Here is a 12,558-nt window from a genome sequence, read left to right as displayed (position 1 = left end):
AAAATAAAAAATATCCAAAGCGATCTGTAAGATCACTTTGGATATTTTTCAGGTGTGTTAATTCCCTATACTGTACTTAGAAACTAGGACAGTAAACACCTCGGCGAGCAGGTCCGCAAATCTTGTATTGCATCGCCAATTCGAAGCTACCATTATAGTTAGAAGCAGCTTTTAATGGCGAAACGTTGACGTCGTAGCTAAACCCTAGGGTGAAGGCATCGAAATCGAAACGAGTGGACAAGATCACTGCATCGTTCAAGACGCCAGAGTTGATTTTGTTAGAAACCCGTGTCCAAAGACCGAACTGCCAGGATTGAGTGCCAGCCTGACGGCCAGTACCCAAAAGGAATTTAAAGCTGGTACCTGCGTTCACCTGGAAGGAAGGTCCTTGGCTCATTACAATCACACCAGGAACCAGCCCAAAGCGGTTGGATACCAGGAATTCACCACCAGCGTGTGCAGTAAAGCGGCTGTACAGTAAATCTTGGTCTTGGCTGCTGAATGATTGGTCAGCCCGGTTGAGGTGATGGAAAGCACCACCTAGGTAAAGGTTATTGTTCTTGTCAAAAGTCATGAACCATAATAAACCAGCGGCCAAATCCCCAAACAGGAATTCGTCACGGTCGAAGCTGGTCTCACCTGGGTCAAGGTTAGCGTCGAAGCCACCATTGCCATCGTGCTGAAGTCCCCAACGCAGGTTGAGGAAATCAAGGCTACGCTGCGCTACGCCTGCTTCGGCACCTACCACCAAGTAGTGGCCATAGTTGCGGGAACCGCCCATTTTCTTGGAGTAAGAAGCAGAGAGTTTACCCGTAAGGGTAGCAAAATCAGCTTCCCCGGCACGGTCGCCCCAGAAGGTACCACCAATACCGAAATAGTCATTACGTCCAACGGGAATGCGTTGATCGTAGGAAACAGAGTACGTCCGGAAGGCATTGTCGCGCAGTACGCTGGCCCACTGGTTACGATAGTTCGCGACGAGGCGAACGTTACAGTTCATTACACCGGTCATCGCTGGGTTCAAATTCAGCGGTGAAAGGTAAAACTGTGAAAAATGGATATCCTGGCCTCGTGCCGAGAGCATGAATGTCATCAGGATGGTGAACAGTGCTAATTGTCTAAGTCTTTTCATAGGAGCCGGAGGTTTGTTCCGCGACAGATTTTCCAAAGAATTACAATGATACGTAAAAGAGCCTGAAAGCCCGAAATAGATTCTGTTAAAAATAAAATTTTACCCTATTGGCGACAATTGCTAATAGTATAAAATCTTTGAGGTGTAGTAGTGTGAATCCTTATGAACGCAGAAGGGCATTTTCGCATCCGCTGTTGCTGTATAGATACGAACAAAGCCTTAAACGCTGCTTTATTCAAGAATATTATTCAGCAACTTTTTTTCTCAAAAAACGATACCACTACAAATAATGGTACAGTCTAAAACAGTTGTTACCAGCAAAGTTAATTAAAATACCTTAGTATCACACAAAAAATCAAGAGCGCAAATCCGACTTTTTAAAGGAGGCGCTCCATTTCGTATTGATCAACGATGTGCTCCCATCCCAAGTTATCCATTGCGTTTAGCAACTCCGTCGTTTGGGCATCAACATTTACCCAGCTAAGTTGGGCGTAGATATGCTCCAAGGATTCCAAGAGTTCTTCCCATGACAATGCTGCCGTTGGATGGATGCCTGCCTGAGCAATTCGCCCCACTTTATGAACGATGGCATAGGCTGTTGGTGCCTCCTGATCCATCCCCCATTCATAAAAGGTGTAATCCTCACCTATTCCTTCGATCCCTTCACGGGTATAATCCCAGGCACTGGTAAAGGCACACCACTGATGGTAACGTTCCCAATTGGGTAGGGCCACCTTTCGTAGTGAATAAGGAGTAGGCTGAGTAACCTTATTCGTATTCTTTTTGAATGCCTTGAGCCGGCGACCAATTTGAAAACCTACTCGTTCGTAGGCCTTGATCGCTCGTTCGTTTTCAACAATCACCTCCAGGCTTGCTCTTTGGCAGCCTGCTTGCTGCCATAATGGAATAGCAAAATCGTACATCTTACTCACCAATCTCTGCCCTCTAAAAGCGTTCAGTACCCCGGTCCCTGCGTTATAGGCCGTAGGAAAACCTCCCTGTTCACCAAGCCCTGTGAGCATAAAGGCTACCAGTTCTTGCTCCGCTAGTAGCCCTACGGAAAGATCAAGGCTGACGCGGGCTCTCTTGATTCGCTCCAGCATTCCTTCCTCTGTAAAGTTGATGGGAACATAATAACCAGTGAAAGCCGCATTGAAAGCTTGCGTCAATTGTGGGATAGGTGTATTACCAAGCGTAATCAGTTGTCGTTCCAAGTTGATTTTTTTTTGATTTTTTGAAGTTGGAAGGCATTAATCTAACCATTATTTCAACACAATAAGCTCAAATACTGTTCCGTTATTTAGTATTACCGCTCAAAAAGCTACTCTTCTGCCCGCGTTTTAAAAAGAATGTTCATCAACGTTGGCTTACTCAGACTACTCACAAGATTTTTGATTATTTTCAAAAAAGAGACAGATGCAACACTTTCTACGGTTCGTGCTGTGCCTGGTTGGCTTGAGTTTAGTGACGAGTTTTACACAAGCAGAAACCAGGCATATTCACCTTATCAAACTTTTTGACAACGAAAACCACGATTACGTCATTAGAGAAGGCTGCCGCAGTATTGGCTTTGGCATCGACCAGGAAGTCCATCTACTGGCGGCCAACCTCGGTATTCTCAGTGTTATCGAATACGACCTGAGTGGGCCCAATTTTACGCTTAAGCGCCTTGATGAAGTACTCAATTACGAGATGTCGTACCAAGAGCGCGACATTGTCATTTTTGCTTACGTAGGTCATGGTTTTCGCGATCCTGGTTCTTTAAGTCCCTACCCCAATCTCTATTTTCGTTCTTACCAGGAATCGGTAAATTTTGGTGAAATTCAAGAGCGTATGCTGGATAAAAACCCCTCTTTACTGCTCAATATTGTGGTGGCCTGTAATGTAACGATTACAGACCAGAGCACACCTCCCCCCTATCAGTCGATCAATACACCTCCGGAGGTTGTGACCCTGCCTAAAGCGGGGCGTTATGGCTCCATCTACCAAGGGCTTTTTGCTGATGAACCGGGGGTAACTAAAACCGTTAATCTGTTTAGTGCAGAAAGAGAGAATTACACCTTTATCTCTAATGATGGTGGCATTTTTTTCAACGAAATTCTTTATACCTTACAAGAGGTACTAGGCGGAGCGCCTTACAATAGTTGGGGTGAAATCTGTACAACCATTACCAACCGTACGATTACCCGCTCTACCTATAAAGGTATGCAGCAAAAACCACTTTGTGAATACAGTGTTCGGCTAAATCCGATCACCGTACCAGCCAGCAGGTCCCGTAGTCTTTTTGAACCCTCAGCCTGCGAATTGGCCGCACGCGAGTTGCGTAAAGACCAACGTGATCAACTGCAAAACCTCCGGCGACAGCACCGTGAAAGCATGCGCGCCGCTCGGAGCAGCAACCAGAGTAAAGCTGAACGGAGGTTGTTGGCACAAGAGCAACGCGTCCAGTACGAGAATCGTAAATTACGCCACGAAAAAGAATATCAGCGACATTTACAACAATGTCAATAAGTATTGCGCAAAAAACAAATAACTGTCAATGAGAACCACGATCATCATTCTACTCACTTTTCTGGCCATCAGCCTGTGGGCACAACCAGAAACATTGGAAACAACCGTCAATACACCTCCCCCAGCGGCTACGGTTACTGACGGTGTCAACTTGCCTCCGGCAAATTCAGATTTTGTCCCTACGAAATCATCACAAGAGGTGTGGCTCTCCTTGGGGGTACTCGTCTTTGGAATGATCATCGTTTTGGCCCAAGCCTGGATCATTAACAGCAGAAAAGAACCCCTCAGCCAATCGCTAAAATACCTCAGTATAACCCTCATCATTGTGGGTTCTCTGTTCTTAGTGACGGCGGGTTACGGCAATAGCCAAATTGCGCCTATTATTGGTCTGTTGGGTACCGTAGCGGGTTATTTGTTAGGGCGCACACAATCGCCGGCGGAAGCGGTAAGTGGGAAATAAGAGAAGTCGGAAAGCGGAATTCGGAAGTCGGAAGTAGCGAGGCACACGTAAAGAAGGTAGGTAGATTTTCCTGCTGATTAACAGATGGAAAACTTCCTACTAGCAGACACAAAAATACTTCCGAATTCCGACTTGGGAAATTCCGACTTGGGAAATTCCGACTTGGGAAATTCCGACTTTAAGAAATGAAACACAGGAAAAGGAAATGAAACTTAGGATCGCGCTTATTTGTGGTTGGATGGCTTTAGGGCTATGGGGATGGGGACAAGTGGATCAACCTCAGCGGCTTCACTATTTCCCTGATACTGGCCGCAACTATTCCGCCCTCGATCCAGGGCAGGAGTTGTTGCAAAGAAACTTGCTGATTAGCAATCAGGCAGGTGGTTATGGCGTGTCATTTGCCTTGAGTTTTGATCAAACCAGCTGGAATGGTTTCGCGTTGGGGCCTCGTTACACCTCTATCTTTAGCCTTGACGGAAAAGAAGGTTGCTATATCCGCATCCGCACTCAGCTGGGGAGTACAAGCGATAGCATCACGGAGATCATCTATTTCCTGATCCGCGGCAAGTGCTATTCCGTTTACTGGAATACTACTTTGAAACGATGGGACTTGGTAGAGAATGCTTGTCGGGCGAATTAGGCAACTTAAAACACCAACTGCACCACCGTACCCTCACCTACCACAGATTGTACCTCGATCGTGCCTTTGTGGGCGCGGACAATCTGCCTGGATAGGCTTAGGCCAATACCAGAACCATCGGTCTTGGTAGTAAAGAATGGGACGAAAATTTGCTCTAATTGAGCCGGTGGAATACCTGGGCCGTTATCCGCTACCTGTATAATAATTTGGCCTTGTTTATTGCGATTGGCATGAAGGTGAATGGCCGGCTCACTAACTGGGATGCGCATTTCGGCTAAAGCATCCAAGGCATTTTTCGTAAGATTGATGATCACTTGTTCCAGCAAATAAGGATCTGCTTGCAGGTTGAGCTCCGAAGGATAGCGATGCTGATGAAGGGTTACACCCCGTTCTTGGGCTTGGGATTGAAAGAGCGTTACTACCCGCTCCAACAACTTATCCACCGAGACTTCCTGAAAATTGGGCGGTGGAATCCTGGTGAGGCTGCGATAAGTCTCCGTGAAAGCAAGTAAGCCTTCTCCTCGGCGCTGGATCACCTGTACGGATTGGCGAACATCCTGTAAGGTTTGCGCATCCGGAACGGGTTCGTCAGAAAGCATCGCATCAATGGTGCCGCTGAGGGAAGTGATGGGTGCGACGGAGTTCATGATCTCATGGGTCAGAATTCGAATCAGCTTTTGCCAGGCATCCAGCTCCTGTTCTTCCAGCTCATTTTGGATATTCTTGATACTCACCAAAAATAGCCGTTCGTCTTGTAGACGCAATTCACTGGTGAGCACGGCCAGTTGCAACAGGCGATTGTCTATCGTTATCTTCACCAGGTCGCGCTTCCCTTCTCTGCTATCCCGTATAGCTTCCAGTAAATGAGGATCGACTTGCTCCAGGCCATCTACGTGTAGTAAGAAAGACTTGCGAAGCATCCTTTGTAGGGCCTTGTTCATCAAACGAACTTCTCCGGCTTCATTGTAACAAAGGAGCCCTATTTCAATTTGCTCGACAATGGTTTGTAAAAACTGATGGTTCGCTTCTTTGTCCGCTCTTACCTCTTGGAATTTTCGGTTGATCAGATTAAAAGCTTCGTACAACTCTCCAAAAGATTTCCCGCGGTGCTCGGCAGTGGAAGTAGCCGTAAAATCATTGTACTTGATCGACGTGAGGAAGCCCACCAGATCCCGATTGGTCTGATCAACGAAGTACATGATACTCGCCAAACTTCCCAGTGCCAATAGACCACTCAAAACGGCCAACAATTTATTATCCGGCCAGGCATACAGCATCCCAGCCAGCCCTAAGGCCAGCAACAAAACTCTGATGATCAGATTAGTACGAAAACGATAAAGCATAGTCCAAGATTAAATGCTAAAGCCGAATATCCTGTTTGATATTGCCATCCTCCAACTCAATGATCCTGCTGCCGTAATGGGCATTTTTCTCACTGTGGGTCACCTGAATGATGGTCATGCCTTCTTCGTTCAATTCCTTGAAGAGGTCCATGATTTTCTCTCCTTGCTTGGTATGAAGATTGCCTGTAGGCTCATCGGCAAGTAACAAGCGGGGCTTATGGACAATCGCTCGCGCAACGCCAACCAACTGCTGCTGCCCACCAGAAAGCTGTTCCGGAAACAAGTCTTTTTTTCCTACAATCTGAAAATTGTCCAACATATCGGCCACGATACTTTTCCGCTCTTTTGCTTTTACCTGTCGGTACAATAAAGGGGTTTCGATATTTTCGTAAACCGTCAGGTCATCGATCAGATGGTAGGCTTGAAAAACAAAACCCATGTATTGCTTATGCAAGTCGTTGCGACTTCTTTCATTGAGTTTGTGGACTGGTTCACCCAAAAAATTATAAGCCCCACCACTGGCGCTGTCCAACATTCCTAAAATATTAAGGAGGGTGGTTTTTCCAGCGCCACTAGGGCCCATAATGGTTACAAACTCTCCTTCTTCAATGGTAAGATTGACTTGGTTGAGTAGCCATACTTTTTGTAAACCATTACGGATGGTTTTCTCCAGATCGGTGAGTTGTATCATTTTGATTTTTCTTTATGTTAGGTTAATCTACTTTTGAAGGACAAGACTTATGCCAAACACCTAATACCCCTAATTATCAAGCATCTATCCAACCAACCAAGGCCTTTCACCTGTTCAAGGGTGGACAAAGGTGTACGATAACGAACGGTTACAGCGCTCCTTCTTAATCAAAAGGAACAACTTTTACTACATCAATCTCCGGGTCATTGAGTTCTACTTCCCCATCCGCATCATGAAGTACTCCTTTTTGTAAATTGTACCCAAAGTAAAACATTTGTGATTGCTCAAGGGTGCTTCTCCTAAAAAACTAAGCGCTACGGGGCCAGCGGGATCCCTGCACTGTACGATAACGAACAGTTATTTTCTATTCCGAACACTAAAATACGTCCGAAACAAGTTGCAAAAATCTGTTTATCAATACATTACCAACCTGGCACAGGCCTTGCGGTTTTTACGAACAGACGAAATCACCTGACTATGTTTATCCAATACCTAAAATTAGCACTGAGGAATTTCCGTAGCCGCCCTGGCTATTCCTTTATTCACCTGTTTGGGCTGGCCACGGGGATGGCTGCTTGTTTGTTGTTGCTACAATACGTCAGTTTTGAGCTTAGTTTTGATCGTTTCCATACCCAAGCTGACCAAATTTACCGGGTGGTCAACGAGCGTTTTCAAAACGGAGAAAGTGTTCAACGAGGTACGATCACTTATCCGACCATTGCTCCTACCCTGCTTAAAGACTACCCCGAAGTCACGAATGCCACCCGTTTTTTCTACGGTGGTGGAGAATGGTTTAGCCCCAACCAAGCGGATCATTACCACTTGGATCGTTGTTATTTTACGGACCCTAATTTTTTGGAAATTTTCGATTTCCCGATTCTGGCGGCGGCCAATGACAGCCTACTAGCCAACTCCAGAGAAGTGGTGCTTACCGCCAAATACGCCCGCGATTGGTACAGCATCAAGGACGGCAATTATAACCAGGTACTAGGTAAGGAAATAGTGCTTGATGGAGCTCCTTTCCCCTTTAAAGTGGTAGGTGTAATGGAAGACAGCCCCATCAACTCTCATTTACAGATTGAGGTACTGGTATCGTACGCCACAATCATCGAAGCATTCGGAGAAGACGCTGATAACAGCTGGACCTGGTCTGATTTTTACCACTACGTTGTATTAGCCCCCGGAACGGATGTGCTGGCTTTTGAGGATAAATTAAAAGATTTCTCCGAGCGCTATTTTCGCGGCGACGAGGTCTCTGGAAGCAACGAAGTCTTTACGCTACAACCGCTCCTGGATGCTCACTTAAAATCCAGTGATCTGGAATATGAGATGGGCAAAACGGCCAACGGAAAATCCATCTGGGCTTTGCTGATCATTGCTTTCTTCATCCTGCTCATCGCCTGGATCAACTATGCGAACCTCACCGCCTCACGGGCTTTGGAACGCGCAAAGGAAGTAGGCCTACGCAAGGTTGTAGGCGCCAGTCATCAACAATTGATTCATCAGTTTTTCACGGAAGCCCTGCTGGCCAATGTTTTAAGTTTTGCCTTGGCAACGGGCCTCGTGTTCTTGATCCAACCCTTCGCACACAAAAAATTACAGATTGATCTGGGTGAGCTGGCTCATTCCAATATCCTCGTACAATACCCTCGCTTATGGGGTACCGCAGCTGCTTTTTGCTTACTGGGACTGGCCCTGTCGGCCTTTTATCCTTCCTGGATTTTGAGTAATCAGAAAATGGCGGCCGTCCTCAAAGGAAGTTTTACCGGACAAGGGCGAGGCCGCACCCTGCGACAGGGTTTGATTGTATTTCAGTTTGCGACGTCCATTGGCCTAATTGCGGGAACCCTCTTGGTTTATCGTCAGATTAATTTCCTGCAAAAGAAGGACTTAGGCGTCAACATTGACCAAATCATGCTGGTCCAAGCGCCAGAATTAACCAGATGGGACAGCACCTTCATTGAGCGCATGGACGTTTTCAAGGCTCAACTCACCGAACTTCCAGGTATCCAGGAAGCTTGTACTGCCAGCCGGGCACCGGGCGAAGGTATCGGTAGAGTTTTCGGGCTTACCTTGCCCGCCGCCGCCGATGACCGTAACCACACCTTTGGCTTCATTCAGGCGGATCACAGCTACACCAAAACCTACGGACTTGAGATCCTTGCCGGACGTAGCTTGCGCCCCGAAGATCACAGCCCTAACATCGACGAAATCAACTCCCTGCTGATCAACGAAGAGGGGGTCAAAACCCTGGGCTTTAAAACCCCGGAGGAGGTGATCGGCCAAGTGGTCAACACCTCAGGAAAAGAGTGGACAATTGTAGGAGTGATCCCTAATTTCCACCAGCTTTCATTGCATCATCCCATTTCTCCCCTATTAATTCAGCCTTTTTATGGCACCAGCCATCCCATTGCCATTCGGCTTGCGGCCGATAGGGTGGCCTCGACTTTGCCACAAGTAGAAGCATTGTACAATGAGCATTTTCCAGGAAATACCTTCCAGCACAGTTTCCTGGATGAACGTTTTGCCCAACAATACACCAGTGACCGACAGTTTGGTCAAATCCTGCTATTCTTTACCTTGCTAACCATCGTGGTTGCGTGCTTAGGCTTGGTGGGACTAGCCGCATACGCTGCCCAATTAAGAACCAAAGAAATCAGTATTCGAAAAATTCTGGGGGCAGGCACTAGCCAGTTGGTGCTGCTACTCAGTGGGGGCTTTATGAAACTCATCCTTATTGCCGTTCTCATTGGACTGCCACTAGCCTGGTGGGGCGTAAAACAGTGGTTGAACAACTACGCATACCGGGTAGATTTTGCCTGGTGGCAATTGCCGCTGGCTGCCCTACTCGGCCTAGGCTTGGCCTTCCTCACCGTAAGTTACTACGGCCTACGAGCAGCTTGGGTAAATCCGGCGGAGCAGTTGCGGGGGGAGTAGTTTGTGTGCGCTACGCTTGCGGTTGTGCTCTCTAGCGTTCGCGGAAGTGGAGAGGACAACTTCAAGCACTGGCACCTTATTTCGGAATCCGTATTTCATAAGTCTTCCCACTGCGGTTGGTCAATTTGCTGTCGATCAGCCAGGGGTTGTATAATTTGAGCATACGGTAGCTGGTGCCGTGTTCTTTGGCGAAAGCCCCCCAGCTTTCAATGGAATCGCTTACTTCTTTGGTGCGGTAATCGTCCAAGGCGGGGTAATAATCTTCGCGATCGACATAAAAACCAAATTCTCGTGGGTTTTCCATGATTTCTTTGATGGCTACCAGACGGAAGTAATACCGGGAGGTTTCTTCATTGAGGTTGAGGTCGAAGTAGTTATCGGATGCTTGCTCCCGGAGGTGCTTGTTCATGTTGCCGCCGCCCATATTGTAGGCTGCAGCGGCATTGGCCCAGCTACCAAAGCGTTCCCGGAGAGATTTCAGGTATTTAGCAGCGGCATGGGTAGATTTCTCCAGATGGTAGCGTTCATCTACTTCATCATTGATTTCCAGACCATAATCAGTACCCGTACCTTTCATGAATTGCCAGATCCCCTTAGCACCGGCGGGTGAAACAGCATTGCGCAAAGCACTTTCTGCCACTGCTATATATTTCAAATCAGTAGGTACCCCTTCTTCTTCTAAAATTTTGTCCATGATAGGAAAAAAACGCATCGTTGACTTTATCGATAAAATGGTGCTGGAATGCCAATAGGTATTCACGGTAAGCTCTCGATCAAGTCTTTCTCGAACGTCAAAATTATCCATTGGTAGTGCTTCCCCACAGAAGCTGAAAGCCTTATTCAGGTCCATGCTTTTGACGATCTGGGGAACATTATCGGTAGGCTCCCAGTCGTAATCTTTCTTTTCCGTCGAAGACATCTGGGAAGCTACCAAGATAAAAATACTGGTCAGCGCCAGAAGGATCAGATTAATACTCCAAAGTTTTTGCTTGCTCATGGGGACGAGATTTTGACGTTAGTATTGCGCAAAGGACAACTCACGTTGTTGCTTAGTGACGGATCAAAAATAACTTAGTAATACGCTAAAGATAATAGAAAAAAAATCAGTCGGTAACAAATTCTACTTCGCCCTCGTGGCGTACCGGAAAATTAACAGAATTAGCAATAAAGCAATACTTGTTGGCCTGGTGATGCAGTTCAGGGATTTTTTCCAAGGTGGCTCCCGTCGCTACTTTTACACGAGGGCGTAAGACAACTTCCGTGAAATGACCATTCCCTGTCTTGGTTTCCAGCATGGTTCCCACCGGCGTATCTTCATAAGCAACGACCACTATTCCATGGGTACTGCAAAGGTGTAAAAACCAAAGCATGTGGCAACTAGAAAGAGAAGCCAACAGCAATTCTTCAGGATTGTAGCGGGTAGGGTCGCCACGAAATGCCGGATCGGACGAGCCCGGAAGGACGACTTGCTTTCCTTCAGCACTCAATTCGTGATCTCGCGCATAGACATCGTAAGAAGAGGTGCCCTGGCCTTTGTTGCCCGTCCAGTTGAGGTGGAGGGAGTAGTGGTGTGTTTTTTGTGGCATGCTTTGGGCCTACTTCCGTGGCTGTTTATACACGGGCACGGTACTGCACGGCTCTCCGTACATAATGCTTTTGGCCAGTGGCTGAAGTTTGCGGGTAATCTCTAAGTAAGCAGCAGGAGGGACAGGGTGATCGCTACAACCTTTGATGACCAGGCGCTGATCGCGGTACTGCTCGGTATCTAGTTGGTCCAATTGACGCAGGAAATAAGTCCGGTAAAAATCATCGGCAGTGCCCTGAAAAACATCATGTGCGAAGGGTGCTGCATAAGTCGCTACCAGCATATAAGCCCAAACCGGAATGATGGCATCCGCTGAGCAATAGACCAGTAATATCTTGCCTTGGTATTGCTCCCAATTATGGTCTTTGAGAGCTTCACGAAAATCTTTTTCTTTGAGGATCATTTCCATGAAGAGATAATCCTTCAGGTCAAAGATTGCCAGTTCCTGTGAAGGAAAAAACTCTTCCAACTTAATGGTAATCAATCCACTATTTGCGACCCGGTTGACGAGGGGTTGTTCCATAATAACTTACTCTTCTTCTCCCATTTCAGTAGCGGCTCTGCCCCGATAATTTTCGATATCTTCTTCGATCGGAGCGTGTTCACCGATAGCATTTTCAGGGCTACTAAATTCTTTGGGCTTGGGCAGGTCATCCATGCTTTTGAGACCAAAATAATCCATAAACTTGCCGCTGGTTGCGTAGAGCAGGGGTTTACCCGGCCCGTCGCTACGCCCTACAATAATAACAAGCTCCTTCTCCAATAGTTTCTGCATGGCGTAGTCGCAACTCACTCCACGGATGGCTTCCAGCTCAGATTTTGTCACCGGTTGGCGGTAAGCCACAATCGAAAGTGTTTCCAGCGCCGACCTCGACAGTCGCTTGTGGGTGGTTTGCCGCAAAAAGACCCCCACCGTATTGTGATAAGCTCCTTTGGTAAGAAATTGGTAGCCACCACCAATTTCAACAATCTCGAAAGCGTAGCGAGGAGAAGCGTAGCGTTCCTTCAATTCTTCAATAGCTTCAATAATCTGCTCATCGGGGAAGTTGAGCCCGAAGGCCTCTTCCAGCACGCTGTCAATCTCTTCCAGGCTGATCGAGTGATCAGTGGTAAAAATGAGGCTTTCTATATGTTGTACAAGATGATCCAATGACTGAGAATTTGGGCAAAGATAAGTGGAGTAAGTGACGGATCAAAAATAACTTATTCCATTTTTGATTCGCTAAAATTTTCTAAGCAAGCAACTAAAAGGAGCTTGC

12 protein-coding genes are annotated in these 12,558 nt (G+C 46.9%); 4 read left to right on the top strand and 8 right to left on the bottom strand.

Annotation, left to right across the window (positions count from 1 at the left end; genetic code table 11):
- Nucleotides 1-76: 76 nt before the first annotated feature.
- Together AB0L18_RS13780 and AB0L18_RS13775 are read right to left on the bottom strand one after the other, a co-directional pair.
- Nucleotides 77-1,132 carry a PorP/SprF family type IX secretion system membrane protein gene (locus AB0L18_RS13780; protein WP_367387881.1) on the bottom strand — a complete coding sequence of 352 codons (1,056 nt, stop codon included), beginning with the start codon at nt 1,130-1,132 and terminating at the stop codon, nt 77-79.
- A gap of 377 nt (nt 1,133-1,509) precedes the next feature.
- A complete protein-coding gene (locus tag AB0L18_RS13775; protein ID WP_367387880.1) occupies nt 1,510-2,346 on the bottom strand; it encodes a GNAT family N-acetyltransferase in 837 nt (278 codons plus the stop codon).
- Nucleotides 2,347-2,548: 202 nt separating this feature from the next.
- Between AB0L18_RS13775 and AB0L18_RS13770 the strand changes: the two genes are divergently transcribed.
- The 3 genes from AB0L18_RS13770 to AB0L18_RS13760 all read left to right on the top strand — a co-directional run bounded on the left by AB0L18_RS13770 (nt 2,549) and on the right by AB0L18_RS13760 (nt 4,743).
- Nucleotides 2,549-3,643, top strand: a complete 1,095-nt coding sequence (locus tag AB0L18_RS13770) for a hypothetical protein (RefSeq protein WP_367387879.1) — start codon at nt 2,549-2,551, stop codon at nt 3,641-3,643.
- A 28-nt stretch (nt 3,644-3,671) separates the two neighbouring features.
- The gene (locus tag AB0L18_RS13765; protein WP_367387878.1) at nt 3,672-4,103 is read left to right on the top strand and encodes a hypothetical protein; all 432 of its coding nucleotides are present in this window, start codon (nt 3,672-3,674) and stop codon (nt 4,101-4,103) included.
- A gap of 205 nt (nt 4,104-4,308) precedes the next feature.
- On the top strand, nt 4,309-4,743 hold the full coding sequence (locus AB0L18_RS13760; protein WP_367387877.1) for a hypothetical protein: 435 nt from the start codon (nt 4,309-4,311) through the stop codon (nt 4,741-4,743).
- Nucleotides 4,744-4,748: 5 nt separating this feature from the next.
- Here AB0L18_RS13760 and AB0L18_RS13755 read toward each other — a convergent pair whose 3' ends face one another.
- Entirely contained in the window at nt 4,749-6,086 is a 1,338-nt protein-coding gene (locus AB0L18_RS13755; RefSeq protein ID WP_367387876.1) for a PAS domain-containing sensor histidine kinase, read from the bottom strand.
- Nucleotides 6,087-6,102: 16 nt separating this feature from the next.
- The gene (locus AB0L18_RS13750) at nt 6,103-6,777 is read right to left on the bottom strand and encodes an ABC transporter ATP-binding protein (RefSeq protein WP_367387875.1); all 675 of its coding nucleotides are present in this window, start codon (nt 6,775-6,777) and stop codon (nt 6,103-6,105) included.
- 477 nt (nt 6,778-7,254) lie between these two features.
- Between AB0L18_RS13750 and AB0L18_RS13745 the strand changes: the two genes are divergently transcribed.
- Nucleotides 7,255-9,714 (top strand): ABC transporter permease, encoded by a 2,460-nt coding sequence (locus AB0L18_RS13745; RefSeq protein WP_367387874.1) that lies wholly within the window; start codon nt 7,255-7,257, stop codon nt 9,712-9,714.
- Between the two features lie 76 nt (nt 9,715-9,790).
- On the opposite strand, the gene AB0L18_RS13740 is transcribed toward AB0L18_RS13745, so the two are convergent.
- The 4 genes from AB0L18_RS13740 to scpB form a co-directional block, all read right to left on the bottom strand.
- Entirely contained in the window at nt 9,791-10,711 is a 921-nt protein-coding gene (locus AB0L18_RS13740) for a transglycosylase SLT domain-containing protein (protein WP_367387873.1), read from the bottom strand.
- A 106-nt stretch (nt 10,712-10,817) separates the two neighbouring features.
- On the bottom strand, nt 10,818-11,300 hold the full coding sequence (locus AB0L18_RS13735; RefSeq protein ID WP_367387872.1) for an OsmC family protein: 483 nt from the start codon (nt 11,298-11,300) through the stop codon (nt 10,818-10,820).
- 9 nt (nt 11,301-11,309) lie between these two features.
- Complete coding sequence (locus AB0L18_RS13730) at nt 11,310-11,822, bottom strand: DUF2480 family protein (RefSeq protein WP_367387871.1); 513 nt, start codon at nt 11,820-11,822, stop codon at nt 11,310-11,312.
- A 6-nt stretch (nt 11,823-11,828) separates the two neighbouring features.
- Nucleotides 11,829-12,449 (bottom strand): SMC-Scp complex subunit ScpB, encoded by a 621-nt coding sequence (gene scpB, locus AB0L18_RS13725; RefSeq protein WP_367387870.1) that lies wholly within the window; start codon nt 12,447-12,449, stop codon nt 11,829-11,831.
- Nucleotides 12,450-12,558: the final 109 nt, after the last annotated feature.

Source organism: Lewinella sp. LCG006, from assembly GCF_040784935.1.
Taxonomy (GTDB): domain Bacteria; phylum Bacteroidota; class Bacteroidia; order Chitinophagales; family Saprospiraceae; genus Lewinella.
Note: the sequence above shows the minus strand (reverse complement) of the source record. Positions and strands in the feature narration are given on the sequence as shown.